The 24,593-nt window shown below is 64.8% G+C and carries 30 protein-coding genes; 9 read left to right on the top strand and 21 right to left on the bottom strand.

The features are described 5' to 3' along the window. The first annotated feature begins 27 nt into the window (after window positions 1-27). The gene (locus AC5Y5O_RS13075; RefSeq protein WP_096290076.1) at window positions 28-321 is read left to right on the top strand and encodes a DUF1330 domain-containing protein; all 294 of its coding nucleotides are present in this window, start codon (window positions 28-30) and stop codon (window positions 319-321) included. 3 nt (window positions 322-324) lie between these two features. On the opposite strand, the gene AC5Y5O_RS13070 is transcribed toward AC5Y5O_RS13075, so the two are convergent. The 9 genes from AC5Y5O_RS13070 to AC5Y5O_RS13030 all read right to left on the bottom strand — a co-directional run bounded on the left by AC5Y5O_RS13070 (window position 325) and on the right by AC5Y5O_RS13030 (window position 8,209). Continuing rightward, the gene (locus tag AC5Y5O_RS13070; protein ID WP_090606577.1) at window positions 325-525 is read right to left on the bottom strand and encodes a ferredoxin; all 201 of its coding nucleotides are present in this window, start codon (window positions 523-525) and stop codon (window positions 325-327) included. 10 nt (window positions 526-535) lie between these two features. Continuing rightward, window positions 536-1,741: a cytochrome P450 gene (locus AC5Y5O_RS13065; protein WP_096290075.1), complete on the bottom strand. Its 1,206-nt coding sequence runs from the start codon at window positions 1,739-1,741 to the stop codon at window positions 536-538. Window positions 1,742-1,861: 120 nt separating this feature from the next. After that, window positions 1,862-2,677 carry an NAD(P)-dependent oxidoreductase gene (locus AC5Y5O_RS13060; protein WP_096290074.1) on the bottom strand — a complete coding sequence of 272 codons (816 nt, stop codon included), beginning with the start codon at window positions 2,675-2,677 and terminating at the stop codon, window positions 1,862-1,864. Continuing rightward, window positions 2,667-3,482 carry an NAD(P)-dependent oxidoreductase gene (locus tag AC5Y5O_RS13055; protein ID WP_096290073.1) on the bottom strand — a complete coding sequence of 272 codons (816 nt, stop codon included), beginning with the start codon at window positions 3,480-3,482 and terminating at the stop codon, window positions 2,667-2,669. The genes AC5Y5O_RS13060 and AC5Y5O_RS13055 overlap by 11 nt, the downstream gene beginning before the upstream one ends. Beyond that, window positions 3,479-4,369 carry an alpha/beta hydrolase gene (locus AC5Y5O_RS13050; RefSeq protein ID WP_096290072.1) on the bottom strand — a complete coding sequence of 297 codons (891 nt, stop codon included), beginning with the start codon at window positions 4,367-4,369 and terminating at the stop codon, window positions 3,479-3,481. Before AC5Y5O_RS13050 ends, AC5Y5O_RS13055 begins: the two co-directional genes overlap by 4 nt. Before the next feature lie 7 nt (window positions 4,370-4,376). Next, the gene (locus tag AC5Y5O_RS13045) at window positions 4,377-6,041 is read right to left on the bottom strand and encodes a thiolase C-terminal domain-containing protein (protein ID WP_500025553.1); all 1,665 of its coding nucleotides are present in this window, start codon (window positions 6,039-6,041) and stop codon (window positions 4,377-4,379) included. 132 nt (window positions 6,042-6,173) lie between these two features. Further along, entirely contained in the window at window positions 6,174-6,494 is a 321-nt protein-coding gene (locus tag AC5Y5O_RS13040; RefSeq protein WP_096290070.1) for a hypothetical protein, read from the bottom strand. 120 nt (window positions 6,495-6,614) lie between these two features. Continuing rightward, window positions 6,615-6,911, bottom strand: a complete 297-nt coding sequence (locus AC5Y5O_RS13035) for a ferredoxin (RefSeq protein WP_096290069.1) — start codon at window positions 6,909-6,911, stop codon at window positions 6,615-6,617. After that, on the bottom strand, window positions 6,908-8,209 hold the full coding sequence (locus AC5Y5O_RS13030; protein ID WP_096290068.1) for an NADH-ubiquinone oxidoreductase-F iron-sulfur binding region domain-containing protein: 1,302 nt from the start codon (window positions 8,207-8,209) through the stop codon (window positions 6,908-6,910). Before AC5Y5O_RS13030 ends, AC5Y5O_RS13035 begins: the two co-directional genes overlap by 4 nt. Window positions 8,210-8,245: 36 nt before the next feature. Here AC5Y5O_RS13030 and AC5Y5O_RS13025 point away from each other — a divergent pair, with 36 nt between their 5' ends. Next, window positions 8,246-8,719 (top strand): hypothetical protein, encoded by a 474-nt coding sequence (locus AC5Y5O_RS13025; RefSeq protein ID WP_096290067.1) that lies wholly within the window; start codon window positions 8,246-8,248, stop codon window positions 8,717-8,719. A gap of 5 nt (window positions 8,720-8,724) precedes the next feature. On the opposite strand, the gene AC5Y5O_RS13020 is transcribed toward AC5Y5O_RS13025, so the two are convergent. The 6 genes from AC5Y5O_RS13020 to AC5Y5O_RS12995 form a co-directional block, all read right to left on the bottom strand. Continuing rightward, window positions 8,725-9,591: an alpha/beta fold hydrolase gene (locus tag AC5Y5O_RS13020; RefSeq protein WP_096290066.1), complete on the bottom strand. Its 867-nt coding sequence runs from the start codon at window positions 9,589-9,591 to the stop codon at window positions 8,725-8,727. 15 nt (window positions 9,592-9,606) lie between these two features. Next, window positions 9,607-10,005 carry a Rieske (2Fe-2S) protein gene (locus AC5Y5O_RS13015; protein WP_090606541.1) on the bottom strand — a complete coding sequence of 133 codons (399 nt, stop codon included), beginning with the start codon at window positions 10,003-10,005 and terminating at the stop codon, window positions 9,607-9,609. Between the two features lies 1 nt (window position 10,006). After that, window positions 10,007-11,152 carry an amidohydrolase family protein gene (locus AC5Y5O_RS13010; protein ID WP_096290065.1) on the bottom strand — a complete coding sequence of 382 codons (1,146 nt, stop codon included), beginning with the start codon at window positions 11,150-11,152 and terminating at the stop codon, window positions 10,007-10,009. 40 nt (window positions 11,153-11,192) lie between these two features. Then, the gene (locus AC5Y5O_RS13005) at window positions 11,193-12,284 is read right to left on the bottom strand and encodes an amidohydrolase family protein (RefSeq protein WP_096290064.1); all 1,092 of its coding nucleotides are present in this window, start codon (window positions 12,282-12,284) and stop codon (window positions 11,193-11,195) included. Between the two features lie 282 nt (window positions 12,285-12,566). Continuing rightward, entirely contained in the window at window positions 12,567-13,475 is a 909-nt protein-coding gene (locus tag AC5Y5O_RS13000; protein ID WP_500025552.1) for an NAD(P)-dependent oxidoreductase, read from the bottom strand. Then, window positions 13,472-13,858 carry a carboxymuconolactone decarboxylase family protein gene (locus AC5Y5O_RS12995; protein WP_096290063.1) on the bottom strand — a complete coding sequence of 129 codons (387 nt, stop codon included), beginning with the start codon at window positions 13,856-13,858 and terminating at the stop codon, window positions 13,472-13,474. Before AC5Y5O_RS12995 ends, AC5Y5O_RS13000 begins: the two co-directional genes overlap by 4 nt. Before the next feature lie 187 nt (window positions 13,859-14,045). Here AC5Y5O_RS12995 and AC5Y5O_RS12990 point away from each other — a divergent pair, with 187 nt between their 5' ends. The 4 genes from AC5Y5O_RS12990 to AC5Y5O_RS12975 all read left to right on the top strand — a co-directional run bounded on the left by AC5Y5O_RS12990 (window position 14,046) and on the right by AC5Y5O_RS12975 (window position 17,336). Then, window positions 14,046-14,228, top strand: coding sequence for a hypothetical protein (locus AC5Y5O_RS12990; RefSeq protein WP_243394182.1), 183 nt, complete (start codon window positions 14,046-14,048; stop codon window positions 14,226-14,228). Window positions 14,229-14,235: 7 nt separating this feature from the next. Next, window positions 14,236-14,973: an alpha/beta fold hydrolase gene (locus tag AC5Y5O_RS12985; RefSeq protein ID WP_500025551.1), complete on the top strand. Its 738-nt coding sequence runs from the start codon at window positions 14,236-14,238 to the stop codon at window positions 14,971-14,973. A gap of 208 nt (window positions 14,974-15,181) precedes the next feature. Then, a complete protein-coding gene (locus AC5Y5O_RS12980) occupies window positions 15,182-16,180 on the top strand; it encodes an acyl-CoA dehydrogenase family protein (protein ID WP_096290061.1) in 999 nt (332 codons plus the stop codon). Continuing rightward, on the top strand, window positions 16,164-17,336 hold the full coding sequence (locus AC5Y5O_RS12975; RefSeq protein WP_096290060.1) for an acyl-CoA dehydrogenase family protein: 1,173 nt from the start codon (window positions 16,164-16,166) through the stop codon (window positions 17,334-17,336). Before AC5Y5O_RS12980 ends, AC5Y5O_RS12975 begins: the two co-directional genes overlap by 17 nt. A 45-nt stretch (window positions 17,337-17,381) precedes the next feature. Here the strand turns inward: AC5Y5O_RS12975 and AC5Y5O_RS12970 are convergent, their stop codons facing one another. The 6 genes from AC5Y5O_RS12970 to AC5Y5O_RS12945 all read right to left on the bottom strand — a co-directional run bounded on the left by AC5Y5O_RS12970 (window position 17,382) and on the right by AC5Y5O_RS12945 (window position 21,827). Further along, complete coding sequence (locus AC5Y5O_RS12970; RefSeq protein WP_096290059.1) at window positions 17,382-17,954, bottom strand: hypothetical protein; 573 nt, start codon at window positions 17,952-17,954, stop codon at window positions 17,382-17,384. After that, on the bottom strand, window positions 17,951-18,907 hold the full coding sequence (locus AC5Y5O_RS12965; protein WP_500025550.1) for an Rv1363c family protein: 957 nt from the start codon (window positions 18,905-18,907) through the stop codon (window positions 17,951-17,953). The genes AC5Y5O_RS12970 and AC5Y5O_RS12965 overlap by 4 nt, the downstream gene beginning before the upstream one ends. Before the next feature lie 35 nt (window positions 18,908-18,942). Continuing rightward, window positions 18,943-19,386, bottom strand: a complete 444-nt coding sequence (locus tag AC5Y5O_RS12960; RefSeq protein ID WP_500025549.1) for a hypothetical protein — start codon at window positions 19,384-19,386, stop codon at window positions 18,943-18,945. Between the two features lie 98 nt (window positions 19,387-19,484). Next, window positions 19,485-20,849, bottom strand: coding sequence for a cytochrome P450 (locus AC5Y5O_RS12955; protein WP_500025548.1), 1,365 nt, complete (start codon window positions 20,847-20,849; stop codon window positions 19,485-19,487). 14 nt (window positions 20,850-20,863) lie between these two features. Beyond that, on the bottom strand, window positions 20,864-21,064 hold the full coding sequence (locus AC5Y5O_RS12950) for a ferredoxin (protein ID WP_096290055.1): 201 nt from the start codon (window positions 21,062-21,064) through the stop codon (window positions 20,864-20,866). A 61-nt stretch (window positions 21,065-21,125) separates the two neighbouring features. Next, on the bottom strand, window positions 21,126-21,827 hold the full coding sequence (locus AC5Y5O_RS12945) for an SDR family NAD(P)-dependent oxidoreductase (protein WP_500025547.1): 702 nt from the start codon (window positions 21,825-21,827) through the stop codon (window positions 21,126-21,128). Window positions 21,828-22,104: 277 nt separating this feature from the next. On the opposite strand from AC5Y5O_RS12945, the gene AC5Y5O_RS12940 reads away from it, so the two are divergent. From AC5Y5O_RS12940 to AC5Y5O_RS12930, 3 genes are all read left to right on the top strand, one after another. After that, entirely contained in the window at window positions 22,105-22,290 is a 186-nt protein-coding gene (locus tag AC5Y5O_RS12940) for a hypothetical protein (protein WP_133160886.1), read from the top strand. Beyond that, complete coding sequence (locus tag AC5Y5O_RS12935; RefSeq protein ID WP_096290052.1) at window positions 22,287-23,492, top strand: CaiB/BaiF CoA transferase family protein; 1,206 nt, start codon at window positions 22,287-22,289, stop codon at window positions 23,490-23,492. Before AC5Y5O_RS12940 ends, AC5Y5O_RS12935 begins: the two co-directional genes overlap by 4 nt. A 273-nt stretch (window positions 23,493-23,765) precedes the next feature. Then, on the top strand, window positions 23,766-24,584 hold the full coding sequence (locus AC5Y5O_RS12930; RefSeq protein ID WP_342927017.1) for an MlaE family ABC transporter permease: 819 nt from the start codon (window positions 23,766-23,768) through the stop codon (window positions 24,582-24,584). Window positions 24,585-24,593: the final 9 nt, after the last annotated feature.

Raw genomic sequence — 24,593 nt, 5'->3', positions numbered from 1 at the left:
AATAGACCGGCGGATAAGGAGACCACAGTGCCTAACGGGCCAAAAGGCTACGTCATCCTCACCGAGGCCATCAGGGACCCAGAGGGCATGAAGGCTTACGGCAAGGCTGCCGGCTCGGCGATGAGCGGGGCCACCATTCTCGCGGTGGATACCGCGCCGGAAGTCATTGAGGGCAACTGGCACGGCGATCAGACTGTCTTGCTGGAGTTCGAATCCGTCGATGCCGCCCGCGCCTGGTACGAATCCGAGGGCTACCAGAAGGCGGCCAAACTGCGCCAGGCGGCCGCCGACTGCAACGCGGTCATCTTGTCCGGATTCTGACCGCTATTCTCCGACGATCGCGATTGCCTGCCGAGGGCATTGACGGACGGCCTCACGCACGTCGGCCTCGTTCTCCGGGGTGACTTCTTCGGTGTGAACGGTCAGCATGTCGTCATCACCGAGCTCGAAGATGTCGGGGTTGATGCCCATGCAGACACCGTTGCTCTCGCAGAGTCCCCAATCGACCTCAATCTTCCTCGTCATCGTGGCCCCCTCATCGAAGCACTTTGACGGGCACGCTCTTCCAACCCGCCACGTTTTGCATGGTTACCCGCTTGCACCTCGACCAGTCCACCTCGTAGCGAGGCATGAAGTCCAGCAGTCGCTCCAGTGCGATCCTGCTTTCCAAGCGGGCGAGAGCGGCACCGAGGCAGCTGTGAATGCCGTATCCCAGGCCGAGATGTTGCGCCTCGGTCTGGTCGCGCTCGATGTCGAACGTGTCGGCGTCGGTGAACGCATCGCTGTCGCGGTTAGCCGCTGCGCCGCATAGGAATACCGGCTTGAAGGGGGGAATTACGCCGCCGCTGACGTGTGCCTCTTTGAGGGTGTAGCGGACGTTGTACTGCACCGGCCCCTCGTAGCGCAACAACTCTTCGACGGCCCCCGGGATCTTCTCGCGGTCGTCCTGTAGCTTCTGCCACTGGTCGGGGTGCCGGGCGAAGATGACCGCCGCGTTGCCCATCAGTTTGGTGACGGTCTCGGCGCCGGCACCGCCCAGAAGGGTTGCGAAACCGCAGATCTCGATGTCGTCGAGTTTGCGGGGCTGACCGTCTTCGGTGGGGATCTCGGCCGCGATCAACCTGCTGATCATGTCGTCCTGCGGGTCCGCACGCCGCTGTTGAATCAGACCGTAGTAATACATCGCGGTCTCGATGTTGGCCTGCATTCCGGCCTCGCTGATCTCGATCTGTCCGGGTTCGTGATGCAGGCTGGTGTCGATCCAGTGCCGCACCTGCTGGCGGTATTCCTCTGGCACACCGGCCATCCGGGTGATGACCTCCACCGGGAACGGCCCGGAGAAGTCCTGCACCACGTCGAAGTTCTCCGGATCGCAGGCGTCCAGGTACTTGTCGATCACCTCGATGATCGTTTCGCGCTGCGATTGAACGGCCCGAGGCGTGAACGCCTTGTTGAGCAGGCTGCGCATGTGGCGGTGGTCCGGCGGGTCCATGAAGATGATCGACCGCTGCTCAGGCGAGACACCCCGGCGCACCATCGCCAGGTCGCACCCGCGTGCCGAGGAGTACGTCTCGAAGTCCTTGAAAGCCGCCGACACGTCTTCGTGGCGGGTCAGCGCGTAGAAGTCCTCTTTCTCGTCGTAGTACAACGGCGCGTCTTCACGCATCCGCGCATAGATCTCGAACGGATTGTTGTAAAAGTCGTCGGAGTACGGATCAAAGAGAACTTTCGGCTTTGTCACTGACATGCTCCTCAGCGGCGAGGGTTAGGGCGGGCTGGAACCGTTACGGTTGAATGCCTGACTGTAACGCTAACGGTAGCGCTTTCGTCGCGAACCGGGAAGAACCGAAGTGCCGATATGTCAAACCTTTCCGCCGACATTGAGGACTTCGATGACGTCGTCGAGGGCACCGAGGTCCGCGGCGATGGCGCGCACGGCCGCGACGTCTTTTCCGATGAATTCCCCGGCCACCTCGATGAACCCCGCGATCGAGCCCGTTGCGGCCACGATGTCCAGTACCCGGCTGGTGGCGCTGCCGTGCGCCAACGCGCCCAGCAGGGTCGGTTCCGCAACGCCGAGGCGCTCGCCCAGCCGGATTGACTCGGCAAGCAGCCCGAGGTGGCCGGCGAACAGTGCATTGTTGACCAGCTTCACCGTCTGACCGGCGCCGCGTGGGCCGACGTGCAGTACCGGGTCGCCGTAGCAGCCCAATACCGTTTGCAGTCGGGCCACGGTGGCATCCGGACCGCCGACGAACAGCGTGAGGGTGCCCGCCGCGATATCGTGCGGGCCGCCGCTGACGGCGGCGTCGACGACGTCCACATGGCCCGCCTGGGCCGCGATGGCCTCGATCGTCTCGGGGCGGGTGGTGGTGTGCACCACCAGCGTCGAACCCGTCGGCATGGCCGACAGCAGTGGGCCGCCCAGGCAGACCTGTCGCACCTGCTCGTCGGTGAACACGCAGAGCACCACTACGTCGGCCCGCGAGGCGGCGTCGGCCGCCGCGTTCACCACGGCTACGCCCAGCTGCTCGAGGTCGTGACGCCGGGCGTCATCCGTCGCGTCGCGCACCACGACCGCGACGTTGTGGCCGGCCGCGGCGAGGCGCGCCACCATCGGACGGCCCATCCGCCCGGCCCCGACGAACCCGACTTTCACTGCGCCTTCATCGGGCATTACCCATCATTGCCAGCGCGGCGTCGGCCGCGTCGAGGACGGCACCCCCGCGAGCGGCGGCCGCCTCGGCGAGGTCGACGATCAGCCGCACGTCCTTCTGCAGCAACGTGCCCGCCACACCGGCCAGCCGGTCCAGGCCACCTGTTCCGCCGATGACATTGAGCGCGAAGCTGTTTCCGCTGCCGCGTGAGACGACTTCGACGAGCCGCTCCGGTGCGACGCCGAGGGACTGCGCCAGCGAAAGGGCGGTGGCCGCGGTTCCCAGGTGCGCGGTGAACAACAGGTTGTTGAGCAGCTTGGTGGTTTGGCCGGTGCCCAGTTCGCCGAGGTGGACGACGGGATCGCCATAGGTTTCGAAGACGGGACGGCAGCGCTCGACGACGCCGGTTTCGCCGCCGACCATCACCATCAAGCGTCCCTGCGCGGCGGCCGGACCGCCGCCGCTGACTGGGGCGTCGAGCACCGAAACACCGCTACTGGCAACCTTTTTCGCCAGCGATTTGCAGGTGTTGGGGTGCACGGTGCTGTGCACCGCGATCACACTGTCCGGCTGCAGGCCCGCGAGCAGCCCCTGGTCGCCGGTGGCGATTTCCTCGATGTCGGCCTCGCCGACCACACAGAGGCAGACCAGATCGCTGACGGCGGCGAGCTCAGCGGGTGAGGACGCGATTTCCGCCGGGGTGTCGGCGAACTGCTCGACCGATGCGGGCCGGCGCGCCCACAGCGTGGTCGCGAATCCGCCCTCGACGATCCGCCGGGCCATGGGGCCACCCTGGCTGCCTAATCCGATGAATCCAACTCTCATCCGACGGCCTCTTCGTCGGTTGGACGCACGGCCAAGCACTCGTCGACGAACCCCAGAACCTTTGCGTGGTATTCCGGGGCGGAGTGGCCGAGGCTGATGTTGTGCCCGGCGTCAGGTTGCCGGTGCAGAGCGAAACGCGGCACGCCGGTGAACATCGAGACTATCTCCTGCACCGCCGAATCGTCAGTCTGCCATACCTTTTCGTGCTCGGCGATACTGAAGTGCACCGGCACCCGCACGGCGGGGGCTAGCGTTGGGAAGGTTTGACGGGCCCAGTCCGACACCATCTGGTCCTCGTAGGAGGGAGCCGAGGGGGATACCGTCGCTCCGCCGAGCACCTCGGTCGGATACATCTCCTGCGGGCTCCACAGCAGGTCGCGCATGCCCGGCGGGCGGCGTTCGCGGGTCGCTGTTTTGAGTATTTCTTTGGCTGCCGGGTGATAGTGCCGGCCGGTGCCGGCCAATTCGATGCCGAGCAGCTCGGCGCCGCGTTCGTCGGCGGCCATCCGCATCGTCAGCTCGCAGCCGCCCGAATGGCCCATCACGAACAGACCTGCGCCGCTTGGTCGTTCGCCGATGATGCGTTCGACCGCGCCGTATGCCAGGTTGACGCGCTGGTCGCCCTCGGCCATCGCCTCGGGGTAGGGCGCCGAACTGCCGTAGCCGGGCCGGTCGAGCGCCACCACGGTGAATCCCGCTGCCGCGCCGGTGCGTAGGAACGAATACGACGGATGGCCGGGGCAGTCGAAATAGACCGCGGTGGTGCCGCCGCCGTGGATGGCCACGATCACGGCCTTGGGGTCAGCGGCTTCGCAAACCACCGCCGACATCGGTACCCCGTCGACGATCACCAGCCGGGGTCGCGGAGTCGGCGCGGCAGTGCTCATGCTCGCCTCATTCCGGGATCCGCAGCAGAAGCACGCCGCTGGGGGTGAGGCCGCCGCTGCTGACCACCCCGACCCGGGCATCGGCGACCTGACGGTCGCCCGCCGTGCCCCGCAATTGGGTGATGGCCTCGTGCAGCAAGCCCATGCCGTGGGTGCGGCCGTGCGATAGTTGGCCGCCGTGCGTATTGAGCGGCAGCTGGCCGTCGCGGGCGATGTTCTTGCCGCCGTCCAAAAACTCCTTGGCCTCACCGATTCCGCAGAAGCCCAGCGCCTCGATCCACGACAGGCAGTTGAACGAAAAGCCGTCGTACAGCTCGGCGACGTCGACGTCGGCGGGCCGCAGCGTGGTGCGCGTCCACACATGCGCGGACTGGCCGAGCACCTGCGGCTCGTGGGTCAGCGTGCTCTGGTCCCAGTCGAGTCGCTCGACGATCTGCGTTCCGACCGCCTCGACCAGGACCGGGGGCTGGGCCATATCGCGGGCCACGTCGATGGCGGAGACGATCACCGCGATCGCGCCGTCGCACGGTACGTCGCAGTCGTACAGGCCGAACGGCGTCGTGATGGGCCGCGCGTTGAGATAGTCATCCATGGTCATCGGGGTTCGGTAGATGGCCGTCGGGTTGAGTTCGGCGTTCGCCCGCTGGTTCAGCGCGATCCAGCCCAGCGTTTCTTTGGTGGTGCCGTATCGATGAAAGTGCCGCTGCGCGTTCATCGCCAACGTGTGTGCCGCGGAGGTGGCACCAAATGGCATCTGCCAGCCCGGCATTCGGCCCGCTGAAGCACCGGCCGGGGCGATCTTGCCCTGCTTCATCAGCTCGCCGTTGGTGGCTTCCCATAGCGTCCGGAAGCAGAGCACGTGACGCGCCAGCCCGCAGGCAACCGCGAGCATCGCCGCGATTACCGAGCCGCCTGGGCCGAACGTCTCCATCGCGCCGTTGTGCCACGTCGGCCGAATACCCAGCGCCCCCTCGAGAGCGGTGGTGCCGCCCTCCCCGAATCCGCCGACATTGATCGCGCCGGGGTAGGTGGACAGGCCGTCGATGTCGGCGTAGGTCAGGCCGGCGTCGGCGATCGCGGCCTCGCACGCCTGCACCGTCAGCGCCAGCGGCGGTTGCATCAGCCGCCGGCCGATAGGTGACATGCCGATCCCGGTCAGGGCCACCTTGTCTTCGAACTTGTCGGTGGTGAGCATCGGGCGCACGTATTCGCCGAAGCGTTCCGGTGGGATCTCGTCGACCGGCAGCGCAGCGGGCTCGGCATCCGGGCTGGGCCGAAACAGCGGAAACCACACGTTCTCGACCTGCTCGAAGACGACCTCGACCTGTTGGCCGAGCTCGAGCTGATCGGGCTCGCAATCCACGATGTTGGTCGTCAATCGCACCCGCGGGTCTTCGGCGATCGCAACCTGCGCGATCACATACGGCGCCACCAGCCCGGGCAAGCTGAACCGCTCGTTGATGGTGAAGCCGGCCAGCGTCGCCTTGCCGGAAACCGTGCGCACTCCGATATCCAGCGACCGGCAATAACGGCACACCGGCGCCGGCGGGTGGATCAGGGATTGGCAGGCCTGACATTGCTGCAGCCGTAGCTTGCCGTCGGCGCCCGAGGTCCAGAAAAACTCGTTCTCCGGCGTGACCTGGGGCAATGGGCGTCCCGGTGCTGCTGACACGTCACCTCCGCGAGTCGAACGGCCCGTGGGTTCAACGTGGTAGGCCCGTTATACGAATCGGAGAATTACGTTATCACTGCCAAGCGGGCGTGATCCAGAAGGCGTCAAGGATTGGGACGACGACCGCCGGCGTCAGTACGGGACCCAGACGCCGTTGAAATAGGCACCCCATTGGTGAAAGCCGACGCTCCACATCGGATCGTTCGGTGACCACCACGGCCGTGGCGGTGGGGGCGGCACGTCAAGCCCGGCGAACGACGGCGCATACGCCGGCGGGGCCACGTACCACGCGGGCACCGGCGGCGGCGGTTTGCACTCGAAGGTCGCCTGATTCCACGACATGTTCGAATCGCACTGCGCCCAGCTGATTCCCGGCGTCGCGATCACCGCCGTCGCCATTGCCCCGAAAACGATCGCAATGACGGCGGTCAGGCGACGAATAAACCACCCCATGACGGTCCTCCTCTTTGGAGTGTCCTGGCCTCGGCTGGCCTCAGTTTATTCCGTCCTCTTCGCAGCCGACGGCGTCGAAGGCGAGTTACCTGGACGGCTACGAGTCAGAGCCGGGAAGGTTCAACGGGTGAAGCCCCATTCGGCTTCGTTCTCGTCGGTTTTGAGATGCTCGGCCGGATCGTCTGCCTCGGTGAGCGGTAGCGAGGCGGCGGGAAAGATGCGTTCACCGATCTCGGTGATGGCATGCACCGGGCAATCCATCAGTGCGCGCATCACGGCGTCGCGATCCGCTTCGGCCACGGTGCCGTCACCGATCAGCGATGCATAACCCCAGTCGTCCAGTGAGAAATATCCGGGCGCGTACTTGGCGCAAACTCCGAACCCGTCGCAAATGGTGCGGTCCAGACGGATTTTCATGCTTGCCTCAGAGCTTGCGCCTCGTAGGGACGTTCGGCGCGGAATGCGCCGCCGGCGCAATCCGGACAGGTTTTGTCGAGATGCGCGGCGACCTCGGCGGGGAACTGGTCGAGCAGGCTCGCGGCCACATTGGTGGCGGCATCAAGTGTGGCGCAGGCGCCGCGCCCGCGCAGCAGCACCGACCAGCGGCGCAACCGGTCGACGTCCTCTTTGGTTGCGGCGCCGTCGCGCAGCGCCCCGGCGGCGGCCGCCATCGCCGCCGTCCCGTTGAAGCAGGAACCGCATTGGCCGGCATTCTCGCGGTCGAAATAGGCCAGCACGGCGGCCGCGACCGCGACGGGGCAATCATCGGTGATCACCGAGACCGCGCCGCAGCCCAGGCCGCTGCCCAGGCGCCGCATCGTCTCGTGGTCCAGCGTGGTCTCCAGCACCGCACGGTTGAGCAGACCCGCGAAGTATCCACCCATCAGCGCACCCCGCACGTTCTCGGGGGAAATCCCATGCAGGGCAAGCAGTTCGGTGAACGCCAGACCATGGGGCAGCTCGTACAGCACCGGCGGCTTGCCGGCGCCGGTGATCGTGGCCAAGAACGTGCCGGTCGACAGCGACGTGCCCTGCGAGCGGAACGCCGCCGATCCGTTGCCCTGTACGTAAGGCAGATTGGCCAGCGTCTCAACATTGCTGACCAGCGTGGGCAGCTCATCGACGCCCGCTTCGAATGGGCGTGGCGGCTTGTCGGTCGGCTTGGCCAGACCCCCGTTGATCACCCGAACCGCGGCGGTCTCCTCGCCGGCCACGTATCCGGGCTGGACGGTCAACACGTGGACCGTGACACCGAGGGCGCCGGAATCAAGCTCGCCGAGCGCGGTTTCGACGCTGTGGGCCGACTCGGGGTCGGACACGTACACGTAGGCACGGTCCGCGGCCACCACCGCCGCGGCCAGTCGCAGTCCGTCCAGCACCAGATGCGGGCGGCTGCGCAGCAGCCAGCGGTCCTTGACCGAAGCCGGTTCTCCCTCTTCGCCATTCGCGATGACGACGGGCGCAGCGGTGATCAGAAGGCCGTTGTCGCGCACTGTGCGCAACTTGACCGCCAGCGGGAAGGCGGCACCGCCGCGGCCGACAAGTCCGCTGGCTTCGATTTCACCGAGCAATGCCTGGGCGTCGGCGAGCGGACGGTAGCCGCCGAGCTGTCGGTATGCAGCCAGGTCTTCCCGACCGGCTTGCGCGCTCAGCAGCCGAGGTGTGCAGCCGGGAAACGTTGCGGTAGTGATCGTGGTGGACTGGGTGGTGTTCAAAGCTGGCCTGCCATCGTCTTAGTTAGGCTTGCGCCCATGCGAACTGCGGTGGTGCGTGTCAACGTCGACCCGGAAGGTGAGCTGACGCCGGCCCAATTACGTGACGGCATGGCAGCGCTCCAGGAGCTCGTGGGTCACGCCGGTGCCGGCGTGGTCGAGAACGACCTCGCGGCCATGCCCGAAAGTCGCCGTGAAGTCGAATTGCTCATCGCGGCCGAAAACGGCGACATGGCCAAAGAGGCCGCAATCGGGTTGTGCGCCAAAGTTTTCAGCAATAAGCCCGTCCCGGGTGTGGTCACCTTTGTCAGCCGCGGAACCGATGACGACGCCCGCGGCGTACTGTCCGGGTTCGGGCTCACCGGTGACATCGTGCGCACGCCCGGCGACGAGGGATTCGACATCGTCTACGTCACGGTGCGCGAGGCGGATCTCGAACGGATTCCGGAAAGCCGGGTCCATACGGCGCTGGAAGCGTCGCTCAACTGCGAGGTCCACATTCGTACCGTGTGACGCCATTACGAGGCCAGAAATTCGAGGATCGGGGGTGCTGCCTGCACCCAGGTGTCGAACATGTTGAAGTGCTTCACCCGGCCCGCCGCGCGGTCCTCGGACGCACGCTCCCAGGCGTCCTCGGGCCACGGCGGGTCGATGAGCGTCGATCCCTTGATCAGGCAGCTGACTTCCAGCGACGTCCGCTTGGGGTGATCCATGTCGTTCTCGCCGCCACGGATGATCAGCGTGGGAACCTTTATCCGGTCGAACATTTCGTCCTCGACACCGGGAATGGTCTGCCCCGGCTTGGAGACGAACGCGTTGAGCCAGCGCAGCATCAGCTTGAGGAATTCGTCGGAGTCGAAGTCGAGGAACCGTTGCTTGTTGGCCGGGTTCTGCGCTATGCGCTCTTTCCACTCGGTCACGTTGATCACGCCATCCATGCCGGTGCCGCGCACCGCGAGGATGCTGGGGATGATGTAGAAGGAGCCGAGCACGAACGAGCCGTAGATGCCGCCGACGATGTTCCACACCACGAGCTTGGTGACCATCTCCGGATAGAGCATCGTGGTCAGCATGGAATCCCTTGCCCCGCCGGATCCTCCGGCAAGAATGCAGCGTTCGAAACCCAGTCCGGTCACCAGTTTGTGCAGGGTCTCGGCGCGCATGTGCGACTCGCTCTGGCCGTAGAACTGCACATCGGACGCCCCACAGTTGGGCCGGTCCCACAGCAGCACCCGGTAACCGCCCGCGGCGAGTGCATCCGCGAGTGGACGCAGACCTTCGATTTCCTTACTGAACCGCCCGCCGGGGGTCAGAGCAATGAGATCGCCTGAGTCACCGAGGATTTCGTAGACGACATTTCCCCCGTTGATCTCAATTGATGGCACGCGATTCTCCTGTAGTTAGGCCTGAACCAGAACGTCGTTGCCGACGACCCGCACCGGGTAGGTGCGAATACTCCACTCCGGCTTGACCGCGGTGGTGCCGGTCGCCAGCTCGAAACCCCATTGGTGCCACGGGCAGTAGATGAACTCCAGGTCGCGCACCATCACGGCGTCGCCCGGCACGGATTCGTCGACGATCGTGCGTCCCCGGGCACGTCCCGAACACAGCGGACCGCCTTCGTGCGGGCAGTAATTCGCGATCGCGTAGAAGGTGCCGTTGACGTTGTAGACACCGACACCGTGACGCCCGATCGGTACCAGCTTGTGCTTGCCCGGCGGAATCTCGTCTACGGTGGCGACGACGTGCTCGCGGCCCTGGGCGAGGCGTGGCTCAGGCCGTTTCGTTTCTTCTGACAATTCAGAGCACCCGGACCTGACCCTCGAGCACCGGAACAGTCTCCGGCAGGTGATAGGTCGCGATGCCGTTCTTGTACATGATCGCGTCGCGGGCGTGCTTGGGCAGATGCTTGACCAACCAGCGCGGGTCATCGAACGTCCAGTGCGGGTAGTCCGACGAGAACAGCAGGATCTTCTCGCACTCCATCCATTCCAGCGCACGGGTCAGCTCGGTCTTGTCTTCCGGGTAGTCCAGCGGCTGGGTGGTGAACTTGATGTGGTCCTTGACGTACTCCGACGGCTTACGCTTGATGTCCACCCACGACTTGCGCGCCTCGTAGATCGCGTCCATCCGCCACATCAGCGGCAGGATCCAGGTGAACGCGTGCTCGACGAAGACGACCCGCAGCTTCGGGAACCGGTCGAAGACGCCGTCGAAGATCAGGCTCATCACCTGGTTAGCGGCCAGCAGCGAGTAGGTCACCATGAAATCGTGGTTGTAGCTGGGGAATCCGACCGGCGGGATCGGCAATTCGTCGAACTGGCTGCGCGACAGGTGGCAACTCACGGTGATGTCGTGCTTGGTGGCGGCTGCCCAGATCGGGTCGTACTTCGGGTGGCCCCAGGACGGCCGCGGCTCGGCCTTGATCAGGATCTGCGCCATGAACGGGTGTCCGGCCCACTTCTCGATCTCGCGCGCGGACTCTTCGGGCTCCTCGATGGCGCAGCAAATCGAACCGCGCCACCGCTCGTGCCAGTTGTTGTGGCTGTCCAGCCAGTGATTGGCCTGCCAGTCGTTCAGCGCGGCCGACATCGCGTGCTGCGCTTCGGGCAGCCGCGCCGGGTAGGCGGCGGGCTCCAGGATCGCGATGTCGGAGCCGGCCTCCATGATCAGCTGGCGGAACGCCATGTCCGGGTCGCTGCAGGGGAATTCACCGTTGGGAGGGAAGGCGTCCACGCGCATCGCGTAGGAGTGGGCGTAGTCGGGGGCGTCGTAGTAGATCTGCTCACCCACGGTGCGGGTGAGGAAGTACTTGCTGCGCCAGGGCTCGGGGATGTACGGCACCAGCTCGCCGCGCTTGGGCGCCGGGTGGACATCCGAATCGACGCATCGCACGGCTATGCGCTCGGTAGCGGGAACCCGCTCCTGCGAATGGGTCAACGTCATCTGGGTCTCCTAGCCCTTTTAGGTCTGCCCGCTTCAACTTCTACTGTGCGCCTACGCCGGCGGGGATGTCTATGCCGTAGAGCTGCGCTGCGTTTCGCCAGCACAGCTTGTCGCGCTGTTCGGCGGACAGCGCGACGGGCAGCTTCTTGACATCGCCGCATTGCCAGTGCGGGTAACTCGAGCCGAACATCACCATGTCGTCCTTGCCGGTGAAGCTGAACCATTGACCGGCGAACTCGGTGTCACCGGGTCCGTCGAGGCTGCCCTGCACGAAATAGACGTGGCCGGGCAGGTAATCGCTGGGGATCCGCGGCGCCCACGGGGTTTGCTCGAGGTGCGGCCGGCCGAACGTGTCCATCCGCCAGATGAAAGGCGTGATGAAGTCCGCGGCACCGTCGCCCCAGACGAACTTGAGGCCGTCGAAGCGCTCGAACACGCCCTCGGCGATCATGTTCATCAGGTGATAGAGGTAGTTCAGCGCCATGAAGCTGACGTACTGCTCGTAGGTGCGGGTGTTCCCGGACGGCGTCGGCGGAAAGGCTATGCCCGAGCCGACCTCGATGTGCGCGGCAACGGGCAGGCCGGCGTCGACCGCGGCCTCCCACAGGGGCCAGAACTGCGGCTTGCCGTAGACCTCGCGGGATTGCAGGGGAACGCCGATCTGGACCACGCGTGGGTGCCCGCGCCATTTCTCGATCTCGCGAAGCGCGCCGGCGATGTCGTCGGGGTTGACCCGGACGGTGCCGCGAAACCGCTCGCCGTACTGGCTGTTCTCCAGCCAGTTGGTCACCATCATCTCGTTGTGCGCGGCGTGCAGCGCGCTGCCCAGGTGGCGGTCCGGCATGATGCCGCGCGCCATCGGGTGCAGGACCGCGACGTCGACGCCGCGCTTCGAAAACAGCTCGTTGCCAACGAATTCTGGATCCGAACCGGGGTATTGACCGTCCGGGCCCTCGGCGTCGGGTACGTACTCGCCGCCCGGGGCGCCATACCAGTCCATCTCGTAGTCGGGGAACCCGCGGCTTTTGAACGGCTCCCGCAGGGTCTTGCGCAGCGCCTTGTTGGACGGGAAGAAGATGTGCACGCTCGCGTCGATGAGCGGTGTGCTGGTGCCGTCAGCGTGTTCGATCACGACAGCCACCCTTCGGTTCCGGTAGCCAAAGTGAGCCAAACCTGACCATAAGATAGATAATCTAACATTCTCATAGGCTGTCGATCAATGCATTTCCGGTAAGCGTCTCGGTTAACGATATGCCCTGGTAGTAGCTGGTATTTCCACTATCAGAGCAATCGTGGTTCTTCGATGCGGATAATACCATTCTCGGCACTCATTGGAAGGTGGCGTTGGAGTCGGCAAGATTGCCCCGCCGCCGCTACGCCCGCTACGCGGCCGTTACAGAGTCGGTAAACAGTGTCACGCCGTCCGGCCATCGTCGGCGCGACCGACGGTGACACCGGCGGCGTTCTCGAACGGCTTGATGACCGCCGTGAAATCCGAGTCTGCGCCCTGGTCGAGTGCGGCCCCTTCCCAGAGCCGGCAGATGGTCTCGGCGACGTCGACAGGCACGCCCAATGCCTTCGCCTCGTCGAGATAGAGCCGCACGTCCTTGACCATCAGGCCGGTGGCAAAGCCGTAGTCGAAGGTGCGCGGCAATATCGCACGCGGAAACTTGTCCCGGCTGGCGCTCGTCGCGCCCGAGCCCGCATTGAGGACCTCGATCATCACGGCCGGGTCGAGACCGGCCTTGACGCCCATCACGACGACCTCTGATGTGGCGACCAATACGTTGGCCGCCAGGATGTTGTTGGCGAGCTTCATCGTCTGCGCCGACCCCGGCTTCTCCCCGATGTAGAACGGGCGGCCGAGCGCCTCGAGGATGGGCCGGACGACCTCGAATTCGCTGCGCGGGCCGGAAGCCATCAGGGCGAGTGTTCCTTTTTCGGCGCCGCCGACACCACCACTGACCGGGCTGTCCAGAGCGGCGATGCCCCGCCCGGCCAGCAGGTCATGGATCTGCACCGAGGTGCGGCTGCCCACCGTCGACAGGTCGACGTAGCGCTTGACCCGGGAGCCCGCGATCACGCCCGCGGCCCCAGTGGCGACTTGCAGCGACACCGCCGGCGACGGGAGGCTGGCCAGCACCGTTTCCACACGGTCGGCGACATCCTTGGGCGACGAGGCGGCACGGGCACCGAGTGAGACGATGCGGTCGAGTGTCGCGCTGCTCGTGTCGAAGGCGATCACGTCTTGACCGTCGCCGATGAGGCGGTGCGCCATCGGAAAACCCATGTTGCCCAACCCGATAAAGCCGATTTCGGTCACGACCGGTCCTCGTCTAGCTTGGCGAACACTTCGCGCGCGATGCGAAAGCTGTCGACCGCGGCCGGAACGCCCGCATAGATGGCCACTTGCAGGAAGATCTCGCAAATCTCTTCGCGGGTCACGCCATTGGTCAGCGCACCCTTGATGTGAGTTCGTAATTCGTTCGGCCGGTTGAGGATTGGGATCATCGCCAGGTTGAGCATGCTGCGTGTCTTGCGGGGCAACCCGTCTCGGCCCCAGATTTCACCCCAGCAGTATTCGGTGACGAGATCTTGCAGCGGCTTCGAGAATTCGTCGGCGTCGGCGAGTGCCCGGTTGACGTATTCCTCGCCCAGCACCGCGGACCGAACCTCAAGTCCCCGTTGGTATGTTTCGCGATCCAATGATCTTCTCTCCCTTAGAGACTTTCTCGGTTCGTCGTCCCGACGGTTATCTACACGCTAATGTATATTTCCGTGGTCACCACGACCCGGCGGACGCCCGACGCAAGCCGAAGCCGAGAAGCTGCAACAAAAGCTGCGCACCGCGGCCGTCGCGACTTTCGTCCAGTACGGATATGACGGCACCAGCGTGCACGCGATCGCCATGAACGAGTCGGCGCGATTCCCGGAGTTCGCGGTCAGCGCGTACTCTCTCGAGCCTGCTGCCGCCCACTTCATCGCGGTGGTCGAACACCTACCCACGCGGCTAGAGGAGCGCCATTTGCAGCACGCCGTAGACCTGTTCCTGCTCGGCATCCTGCGTCGCGACTGAACTCGCGATGGCCTGGCCCGGGCTGGTACTGGTGCATGGGGGCGCCCATGCCGCTGATTGCTGGCAACTCACCGTTGCCGAATTGGCCAGGAGGACACCGGAATTGCCGGTGCTGGCCGTCGATCTACCCGGCCGCGGTGGCAGGCCGGCAGATCTGACGAGTGTCACGATCACCGACTGGGTGAACTCCGCGGTCGCCGATATCGACGACGCCGGCTTCAACGAAGTTGTGATCGTGGGGCATTCGATGGGCGGGCTGACGGTGCCTGGCATCGTGGCCAGGCTCGGGGCTGCGCGCGTACGGGAGATGATCCTGTTGGCCGCGTTCGTGCCACCGCAGGGATCGTCGGTGGTGGACGCGCTGCGCGGGCCGCTGGCCCCGTTGGCGCGATCGGCCGGGCGGATTCGCCGATCAGTCCCAATGCCAAGGGCGCTAGCGCTTTTCGCGTTCTGTAACGGGATGACTCGCGAGCAGCGCGCGCTGACCTTGTCGCGCCTGTGCCTGGAATCGCCCAACGTCATCTTCGAACCGGCCGACCGCAGCGACCTGCCCGGCGAGGTGTCGCGGACATGGATCATGACGCTGGCCGATCGAGCGTTGTCAGAGCGCCAGCAACTGGGTGCGATCGAATCCCTCGGCGGTGTCGACACGATGCTCTGCGTCGACGCCTGCCACGACGTGATGTTCTCTCGTCCGCGCTGGCTGGCCGCCACGCTGGCGGATCGATGCCGGGCCCATCGGTGAGCCTGCCGCTACCTACGCCTCGTTGCCGAACGTGCACTCACTGCGAGATCTCGGCCCGCATTTTCCGCAGTCAGTGCACATTCGGCGTCGTCAGCGTCTGGCAGGCGGCCGCGGCTGCAACGTGACGTCATACGCCGAAATCGAGATTATTACTTCCACAAGGGAGAATGTTATTCTCGCAACGGCGTGACGACAGGAGGCGGCCCCGATGCTGTTGGAGTTCGATGCTGATCAGCGACTGTGGCAGGACACGGTGCGCGACGCCGTCGCAAAGCAGTGCCCGCCCTCGCTGGTGCGCAGCGTGGCCGAGGACGGCGTAGACCCCAGCCCCCTGTGGAAGGCGTATGTCGACCAAGGCTGGACCGAGCTGAACGAATCGGACAGCGCCGTGGAGCTGGCCATCGTGCTCGAAGAACTAGGCCGCGCAACCGATCCCACGCCGTTTCTGGCGACGATGAGTCAGTTCGCGCCGCTCGTCGCGGACCGCTTCGATCCCCACCAGTCAGGCACCGCGGTGTGTGGCGGGGTGGTGGCGCACCGCGACGCGCAAGGGTGGGTGCTGGACGGCACCGCACGCCATGTCCTGGACGGCGATCGCGCGGACCGGCTGGCGGTCGTGACCGACGCGGGGGTCTTTCTCGTCGCCGCCAGTCAGGTCTCGGCCCGGCGCGTCTCGGTGTTCGACCCGGTGCTGCACGTCGCCGACCTGTCGTTCGCCGAGGTCCGGGTGCCCGACATCGAGCGGCTGACCGTCGACGCGGAACGCGCTCATCATCTGGCGCTGACCGGCATGGCCATCACGATGGTCGGCGCCTGTCAACGCATCCTCGACCTGGTGCTCGAGCACGTCAAAAGCCGTCAGCAATTCGGCGCGCCGATCGGCTCCTTCCAGGCCGTGCAGCACAAGGCTGCCGACATGCACGTCGCGGTGGAACGTGCTCGCGCACTTGCCTATTTCGCCGCGCTGACGATCGCGACCGACGATCCGCGCCGCCGGCTGGCGGCCGCGATGGCCAAGGCCTCGGCGGGGGAGTGCCAGTCGTTGGTATTCCGGCACGGGTTGCAGCTGCACGGCGCCATGGGTTTCACCTGGGAGAACGACCTGCAATTCGCGCTGAAACGGGCCAAAGCGGGCGAACTGATGCTCGGCGGCGCCGCCGAGCACCGGGCTCGGATCGCGGAGGAATACCGTGCAGCTGACTTTTGATTCCGAGGTTGAGGAGTTCCGCGCGCAGTTCTCGGCGTTCCTCGACGAAAATCTGCCTCCCGCAAGCGAAACGCTCGAGCGGCCACGGTCGGTCTCGCACATGCCGCAGTGGGCACGCGACTGGCAGCGGCTGCTGTTCGACAACGGCTGGTTGCTGCCCAGCCAGCCCCCTGAATTCGGTGGGCGCAATGCGAGCGTCATTCAGCAGTTCGTCTACCTGGAGGAACTCAGCCGCCGCCGGATCTACCACAGCTTCAACCCGCAGGGTGTGAATATCGTTGGGGCGTCGCTGTTGTCGTTCGGCAGTGACGAACAGAAGCGGCGCTGGGCGGTGCCGATCCTGCGGGGCGAGATCACCGCATCGCTCGGCATGAGCGAGCCCAGCGCGGGCTCCGATCTCGCGTCGTTGCGTACTCGCGCGGTGCTCGACGGCGACCACTTCGTGGTCAACGGGCAGAAGGTGTGGACCTCGGGTGCTCACGATGCCGACGTCCTGTTGACATTTGTTCGTACCAATCCAGATGTGCCGAAGCACAAGGGAATCAGCGTGCTGATCATCCCGACCGACACCCCGGGTCTGGTGCGGCGGCCGTTCCCGTCGATCTGCGGCATCGACGATCTGGATTTCAACGAGGTGTTCTTCACCGACGTGCGGGTGCCCGCGGAGAATCTGGTCGGCGAGATCGACCAGGGATGGAAGGTGGCCAACGGGTCGCTCGGGCACGAGCGCACGATGATGTGGCTGGGTTTCGCGGATCGGCTCGACAACATGATCGACGACTTCCACCCGAGCACCGAGGTCGAGCGCGACCAGTACGCGTCCACGATCATGGACAAACAGGCACTGCGCCTATTGGGCTCGGTGGCGTTGGCCCGCGCGGCGCGCGGGGAAGACGACGTGGCCGCGATCTCGGTGCTCAAGCTGCTCGGGTCCGAGGCTGAGTTGCGTGGCATGGAGCTAGCGTTGACGTCCGCGGGATCCGACGGGCTCGTGCACCCGGCGTTGACCGGGCCGTATGCACACATGAACCTCGACCACTATTTCGCCAGCTGGTTCGAGCGCTATGCGCGAAGCTTTTCCGGCACCATCGCCGGCGGTACCTCCGAGATCCAGCGCAACATCATCGCCCAGCGCGTGCTCGGCCTACCGCGCTGAGCCGCGCGCGAGTTGTCGTTAATCGCAACGGCATTCAAGGGTGTTCTAGACCGGGTCGAACTTGGTGATCAGCCAGTTGCCGTTGACCCGGGTCAAACTCACCAGCACACTGCTGGAAGACATCGCCGGGTCGGGATTGTCCTTACTCGTGGTGCTCTGATCAACCAGCACCAGCACGACGGCCGAATCGGGATGCAACTCCTGAACCGCGGCCCCCAACACCCGGGCGTTGGTTTTCAGTGATTTCTGTTTGGCCGCCGGAGCAACGATCTGTTCGGTGAACTGGTTGTAGTACGACAGGAAGTCCCCGGACAGGTGAGACTTGGCCGCGGCGAAGTCTTTGTCGAGTGTGTCCGGTGAGTAGGACAGCAACGCGACCGTTCCGTCGGATGCCGAACTCACGACCGCGCTCGCGACGCCGGCGTCGGTTTGTTTGTCGGGCCGGTACTGCTTGAAGTACAGCCATGTCGCCCCGCCGCCGGATAGCAGCAGGAGCAAGATCAGAACGGCGGGAACGACTTTCACCCTGTGACGCGTGCGCGGCTCGCTACGTCCGCCCTGTTTGGGTTGGTCCGAAGAGTCGTCGGCAGCGTCGACGCTGTCCTCGTCCTTGCTCATGGGATGAACTCCAGTTTGGACATCTTGTATTGCCCGCCGTCTTCTGTGACGGTCACCCGCAGGCGCCACCTTCGTGGTTCGTCTTTGGCGCCCGCGGCGTTGGTGATCCGCGATGTCGCGGCGACGAGTACCAACGCGGAATTCCCGTCGATGGATTGGACGGCCGCCGCATTCACGGTTCCTTGAGTGACCACTTTGGACTGCTCAACGACGGTCGTGAAATCTTTTGAGCGCTGCTGGAAATCGTCCCTGAACTGACCGGTCGAGCTGTCGATCACCCGCTGGACGTCTTCCTTGGCCCGATTGAAGTCCAGGGAAGTCATGTTGACGACACCTTGTCTGGCCCCGGCAACGAAGTTCGCGATGCGCTGGTTGCGCTCGGTGCTTTCATGATGCTGCCACACCATGTATCCGCTCGCCCCGACGAAAACGCAGATGAGCAGAATGACGGCCGCTTTCCACGCCACCGACAGCGATAGCCACCGCAGGCGCCGCCGGGAGTCGGCCGACTCGAACTCGGACTCCGCGTCTCCGGGCGTTTCGTCGGAGGCTTCTTGCTCGGTCTCCGTCGCGTCGGTTACGTCCGAGTCGCCGGATTCGATGTCGTCGGAGTCGGCTTCCTCCTTGTCGGTCTGCGCTTCGTCGGCGCCGGTTACGGCGGTGTCAGATTCGTCGGTCTCGGTGACGGTGACGGTGACGGTGTCGGCGTCCTCGACCTTCGCCTCGTCAGAGTCGGCCGCGTCCTCGTCGGCGTCCGCGGCTTCTTCGGCGGTTTCGGCGGTCCCGGCCTCGACGTCCCGCAATTCGCGGCGGAGCCGGGCGGCCCGGGCGCGGGCACGCGCCGCGGCGGCCAGCGCTTCGGCTTCGGCGGCTTCGGCCTCCGCTTCCGCGATCAACGCCATGGTGTCGGCTTTCGATGTGGCGTCTTGCGGCGGTTTCTTCGCCTCAGCCAAAGTGCTTGCTCCCGGTTGATGAACGTCTCACGCGGCTACCATCGCACGAGCGTGAACGGATAGGTGTTGCTGCCCCCGGGCGCGCCGTTACAGCCCGTGTTGAATGTGGAGACGACCTCACCCGTAAGCGTCACCGCGTCCCATGAGTAAACGTCATGCGACGGGAAGAACTGCACCACGCAGCGAACACCGTCGGGCACGTCAACGGTCATGGTGTAGCGGCCGTTGGACAGGTGAGCGTCTGACTTCCACGGTGCCGCTTGCCCGTTGGGTTGCGGAACCGCCTGAATGGTCAGACATCCCGGCGCTTTAGGAGTGCATGTCGCGAGGGCCCAGACCCAGAGGTGACCGGTTTCCCGGGGTGTGTCCACTCGGTAGTTGCCAATGATCATGTCCGCGTGGGCGGCCGGCGTGACGGTCAGTGCGGCCGTGGCGAGCGCAAGGCTCGCTGCGAAAGTCTTCACCGGAGGGTCTCCCATCTGTGCACACGCACTGGCCTCAAATATAAGGCGCGGTCATGCTGAAAAGGCCTACTCGGAAAAACCGCGGCAGTCAACGGCGGGTGCGCCCAGGTCTGCTAGTCGATGACGGCGACGTCCGTACGCTCGGTGACCGGCAGCGCCAGTTGTTGCTCGTCGCAGATGCGCTGCAGCTTTTCCAGCGTGTCGTCCAGGCCTGCGCCGATCTTGGAGCCTGGGGTAAAGGTCGCCGGAAGCTTCCGCATGCCCTGGATCACGCCGATGGTCTCGTAGTGCACGGTGCCTTCGGGATCGCATCGATAGTCGGGCATCCGGTCGAGAACCGCCGTCAGCATGGACTTGAATACCGTACGCGCCACGTTGGACCCTTTGCATCGGTGCAAACCGAGGCCAAAACTGAAGTGTCGATTGCCTTTACGGTCAAGGACGATCTCGTCGGGGTCGGCGAACAGTGCGGGGTCGCGATTGGCCATGGCCCACGAAATCCATAGCCGTTCACCCTCTTTGAAATGATTGCCGTCAAGTTCGACGTCGTCGGCGAAGGTCCTGCCGTCACCGGCGGCCGGGGTGAAGTAGCGCAGAAATTCCTCGGTTGCGGAGTCCAGGAGGGCGTCACGGTTCTTGGACAGCCGCTCGCGCTCGGCGGGGTTCTCCGAAAGCCATTCCAGCGTGTGGGCGGTCAGCGCCGTCGTGGTGTCGAAGCCCCCACCGATGACCAGGCCGAGATTGCCGAGGATCTCGAGATCCGGGGCGGGCTCACCGTCGATCCGCAACTGCAGCAGCCCGTTGACGATGCCGGGCCGCGGATTCTCGCGGATCTCGAGCATGCTGTTGACCATGTCGAGTCCCATTTCCCGGTGCATCGCGGTGACCTTCTCGATGTCGGGGGAGTGTTCCGGGGTGTAGACCGCCGCGTGCACCGGCTCGCTGTACAGGTTCCACTTCTTCAGCGGAATGCCCAGCATCGCCAACGTCAGCACGGCAGGCACGACGTTCGCCAGGTCGTCGACGAAATCGATGCTGCCCGTTTCGATTTTCTCGTCGAGGCACGCGCGAGTGATGTCGTGGATGAAGGGTTCCCAGCGCTTGACCGCGGCCGGCGACAGGTAGGGGTTTAATACGTTGCGGTACGTACGGTGGTCGGGCTCGTCCATCTCGAGAATGCCCCCGCGCACCGCGGCAACACGGCTCGCCGTCGGGATGGAGATGCCCTTGTAGCCCCGGCGTTCGTTATGGATGTCGTGGTCGTTGGAGACCGCTGGGCAACGGGCGAGTTCGAAGACTTCGTGGCTGCCGGCCGCGACCCAGTGCCCTCCGTAGGTCTCCGTCCACGCCATCGGGCACTTGGCGTGCATCTCCTCGGTGATCTGTTTGAACTGTGACCGGTACTCCGGGGCGTTTCGGTCAAAGTGGTACGTCGGCTTGTTCTGTTCGCCGTCGCTCTCGACATCGTCGACGCTCAAGATGCTGTCTCCCTTTAGGTTTCGTCCGTGATCATGATCGCCTGCTCCGGGCACGAGTGCGCCGCCTCGCGCACCAGGTCCTCCTGGTCGGGGGGCACCACGTCGTTGACCGCCGATGAACTGCCGTCAATGTCGCTGAGCACGAATGAATCCGGCGCAATCATCGCGCACAGGGTGTGACCCTGGCAGCGTTGTGAATCAACCCAGACCTTCACGATGTCTCCTCCTGGGGCTGCGATGGGGCTGGCGTTACGGTAGTCCGGATGACGACGTGACTCAGGTGTTTCGACCACCGTTGACGCCCAGTATCTGACCGGTGATGTAGCCGGCTTCCTCGGATATCAGGAACGCGCAGGCGGCCGCGATGTCTTCGGGCTTGCCGATCCGGCGCACCGGGGTCCGGGCGATGGTTTCGTCGATGTCCCCGAGGTAGCCGCGTTGCTCGGCGCTGCGCAGCATCGGGGTGTCGATGAAGCCGGGCGGCACCGCGTTGACCGTGATTCCGCTGGGGCCGTACTCGAGAGCCAGCGACTTGGTGAGCCCGTTGACCGCCGACTTGGCCGCGACATAGTGCGACATGTAAGGAGCGCCGGAATGTGTACTCGACGACGAGATGTTGACGATCCGTCCCCAACCCGCCTCGACCATGTCGGGCAGCACCGCCTGAGTCATGTGGAAGACCCCGTGCAGATTCACGTCGACCACGCGTTGCCAGTCCTCGAACGTGATGTTGCTGAAGCGCTTGAAACCATCCAGCCCCGCGGCGTTGACCAGAACGGCGACCGGGCCCAATTGCGCGCGGATCGCCGCCAGTGCGGCATCCACCTGGGATCGATCGGTCACGTCGGCGGTGAACGACAGCTCGGCGTCCGACGGCTTCAGATCGATGGTTGCGACGTCTAGACCGTCGGCACGCAGCCGATGAGCCACCGCCAGCCCGATCCCGGATCCGCCACCGGTGACCACTGCGGTCTTCACGCGCCGGCCCCTGGGCTCAATGCGGCCATCTCAGTCACAAAGAATCTCCTTCGCAATTATGAGAACCCTACTCTCGTAGAGAAGTGGCGTGCAACACGCCGGGGAAACCTGCCACAGCCTGGGCTGAGGCTGGTTATGCGCTTCCCCTCGCTGCCTTGCAGCGCTGGTCAGTGACCTTGTCCCATTCCTATGACTTTCTTGAATTCTCGAGACTCGAATGTAAGATTCGCCCGAGACGAGAATGAAATTTTCGTGATGGCCACCACAGAGGAGCCGAATGCCAGTGCAGGTCACAGTGTCGGACGTCGTGGATACGACAAGCTCAGAGGTATCCCGCCGACTGTTGATCGATGGCCGGCCCGTCGCGGGCGACCAGGCATTCGCCTCGATCACTGCGGCCGGGCCCGAAGAGTTCTTGGAACGCAAGACCTTCGCCGGTGCTGTGCTGGGAGGCGATCGATGAGGCCGTTAGAAGGCATTCGGGTTCTCGAAGTCGCGATGTACGGGTTCGTCCCGTCGGCGGGTGCGGTGCTGGCCGAATGGGGCGCGGACGTAGTCAAGGTCGAGCACGCGGTGACGGGCGATCCGCAGCGCGGACTTCGGCAGACCGGCATGCTGCGGGTCGAAGGCGATCCGAATCCCAACATCGAGCACGCGAACCGCGGCAAGCGCAGCATCGGACTCGACATGTCGGTGCCCGAGGGCAAGGAAGTCCTCTACGAATTGGCCCGCCGCTCGGACGTGTTCTTGACGAGCTTCCTGCCCGGTGCCCGGCAGAAGTTCGGCATCGACGTCGACGACATCCGCGCCGTGAACCCGTCGATCATCTACGCGCGCGGCAGCGCGCTCGGACCACGCGGTGAAGAGGCGACCAAGGGCGGCTACGACATGACCGCCTTCTGGTGCCGGGCCGGAACGGCAGCCACCATCACCCCGACGGGGATGCCCGGCATGATCGCGCCGCCGGGACCCGCCTACGGCGACACAATCTCTGGGACGAACCTCGCCGGAGGCATTGCGGCCGCATTGCTCAAGCGCGAGCGCACCGGCGAACCGTCCGTCGTCGACGTGTCGCTGCTGGGCAGCGGGCTGTGGTCGATGGGTCACACCGTCGCGTTGACCAAGCACTTGAACCAACGACTGGAAGCGCCGCCGCCCGGTGTGCACGGCGCACCCAACAACCCGTTGGTGGGCCTGTACACGACATCGGATGGCCGCTACATCTCTTTCGTGATGATGCAGCCGACGAAATTCTGGGCCGATGTGTGCCGGCATGTTGACCTGCCTGAGCTGGCCGATGATCCAAGGTTTGCCACCATCGAGCAGATCACCGCGAATACGGCAGAAGCAGTGGAGATCTTGACCAAGGTGATCGCGACCCGCACGCTTGCCGAGTGGAGCGAACGCTTTGCCACGTTGGCCGGGCCATGGGCGCCGGTGCAAGACACGCTGCAGGCAGTCGATGACACCCAGATCCGGGCCAACGAATATGTTGTCCGGGCAGGCGAACTCGAATTGGTCGCCAACCCGGTCCAGTTCGATCTCACCGCACCGCATACCGGGCCCGCCCCCGGATTCGCCGAGCAAACCGACGAAATACTGCAGGAATTGGGACTCGACTGGGACCGCATCATCGAACTCAAAACCGCCGGCGCGGTTACCTGAGAGTGGAGCTGACTGAAATGTTTGCACGTTCGATAACGGTTATGCGTTTTTTGCTCCGCGCGGGCGTGGCATGAGTCACAATGACCGGACGCTTTCTCATGCGACGGATCGGAGGACTGGCGTGAGTGCAGGTTACGCCTGTCTCGCCGGCGCTCGAGGTCGGGATGTCGCCCCCCGGTGGGCATTTCGACGTTGCCGTTCAACCGAACTTACCTCAGTCGTTGCGCAACAACAAGACTGTCGGTCTCGTAGCGCGGGAAGGGACTGACGCGGATGGCGACCAAGGGCGCTGACCACTGGTCAACGGGATTGCCTGCGCTGAAACTCAAGTGGGACTTATCGGGTCCCATGCAGGCGGTCGGCGCGTTGTTCGCGATGTCGGCCGACGCCGTGAAGTTCGCGTTCCGCCGGCCCTTCCAGTGGCGGGAGTTCTTGGAGCAGTCGTGGTTTGTCGCGCGGGTGTCGCTGGCTCCGACCTTGCTGGTCGCGATCCCGTTTACCGTCCTCGTCAGCTTCACGCTGAACATCCTGTTGCGTGAACTCGGGGCGGCGGATCTCTCCGGTGCGGGTGCGGCGTTCGGCGCTGTCACTCAGCTCGGTCCGTTGGTCACGGTGTTGATCGTGGCGGGCGCGGGTGCCACGGCAATGTGTGCGGACCTGGGGTCGCGAACAATTCGCGAAGAAATCGACGCGATGGAAGTGCTGGGCATCAACCCGATTCAGCGTTTGGTCACCCCGCGCATGCTGGCGTCGGGGTTGGTGGCGTTTCTGCTCAACAGCCTCGTGGTCATCATCGGCGTCCTTGGCGGCTACGTGTTTTCGGTATTCGTGCAGGACGTCAATCCCGGCGCCTTCGCCGCGGGTATCACGTTGCTCACCGGCGTACCCGAGGTGGTCATCTCATGCGTCAAGGCAGCCCTTTTCGGCCTCATCGCCGGCCTGGTCGCCTGCTACCGGGGTCTGTCGATCACCGGCGGTGGCGCGAAGGCCGTTGGCAACGCGGTGAACGAAACGGTGGTCTATGCCTTCATGTCCCTGTTCGTCGTCAACGTGGTTGTCACCGCGATCGGCATCAAGATGACGGCGAAGTAGGGGCCCGCC

Source organism: Mycobacterium sp. NGS40, assembly GCF_059812735.1.
The sequence above is the reverse complement of the archived record's forward strand: the minus strand, read 5'-3'. Positions and strand labels throughout refer to the sequence as shown.

Excerpts from the sequence above, each read along its gene's own strand:
- AC5Y5O_RS13040 (WP_096290070.1), bottom strand. The coding sequence starts at position 6,494 with ATGGGGTGGTTTATTCGTCGCCTGACCGCCGTCATTGCGATCGTTTTC.
- AC5Y5O_RS13070 (WP_090606577.1), bottom strand. The coding sequence starts at position 525 with ATGACGAGGAAGATTGAGGTCGATTGGGGACTCTGCGAGAGCAACGGT.
- AC5Y5O_RS13050 (WP_096290072.1), bottom strand. The coding sequence starts at position 4,369 with ATGAGCACTGCCGCGCCGACTCCGCGACCCCGGCTGGTGATCGTCGAC.
- AC5Y5O_RS13025 (WP_096290067.1), top strand. The coding sequence starts at position 8,246 with ATGCGAACTGCGGTGGTGCGTGTCAACGTCGACCCGGAAGGTGAGCTG.
- AC5Y5O_RS12980 (WP_096290061.1), top strand. The coding sequence starts at position 15,182 with ATGCTGTTGGAGTTCGATGCTGATCAGCGACTGTGGCAGGACACGGTG.
- AC5Y5O_RS12935 (WP_096290052.1), top strand. The coding sequence starts at position 22,287 with ATGAGGCCGTTAGAAGGCATTCGGGTTCTCGAAGTCGCGATGTACGGG.
- AC5Y5O_RS12930 (WP_342927017.1), top strand. The coding sequence starts at position 23,766 with ATGGCGACCAAGGGCGCTGACCACTGGTCAACGGGATTGCCTGCGCTG.
- AC5Y5O_RS12940 (WP_133160886.1), top strand. The coding sequence starts at position 22,105 with ATGCCAGTGCAGGTCACAGTGTCGGACGTCGTGGATACGACAAGCTCA.
- AC5Y5O_RS12970 (WP_096290059.1), bottom strand. The coding sequence starts at position 17,954 with ATGAGCAAGGACGAGGACAGCGTCGACGCTGCCGACGACTCTTCGGAC.
- AC5Y5O_RS12985 (WP_500025551.1), top strand. The coding sequence starts at position 14,236 with ATGGCCTGGCCCGGGCTGGTACTGGTGCATGGGGGCGCCCATGCCGCT.
- AC5Y5O_RS13060 (WP_096290074.1), bottom strand. The coding sequence starts at position 2,677 with ATGCCCGATGAAGGCGCAGTGAAAGTCGGGTTCGTCGGGGCCGGGCGG.
- AC5Y5O_RS12960 (WP_500025549.1), bottom strand. The coding sequence starts at position 19,386 with ATGGGAGACCCTCCGGTGAAGACTTTCGCAGCGAGCCTTGCGCTCGCC.
- AC5Y5O_RS13055 (WP_096290073.1), bottom strand. The coding sequence starts at position 3,482 with ATGAGAGTTGGATTCATCGGATTAGGCAGCCAGGGTGGCCCCATGGCC.
- AC5Y5O_RS13010 (WP_096290065.1), bottom strand. The coding sequence starts at position 11,152 with ATGACGTTGACCCATTCGCAGGAGCGGGTTCCCGCTACCGAGCGCATA.
- AC5Y5O_RS13035 (WP_096290069.1), bottom strand. The coding sequence starts at position 6,911 with ATGAAAATCCGTCTGGACCGCACCATTTGCGACGGGTTCGGAGTTTGC.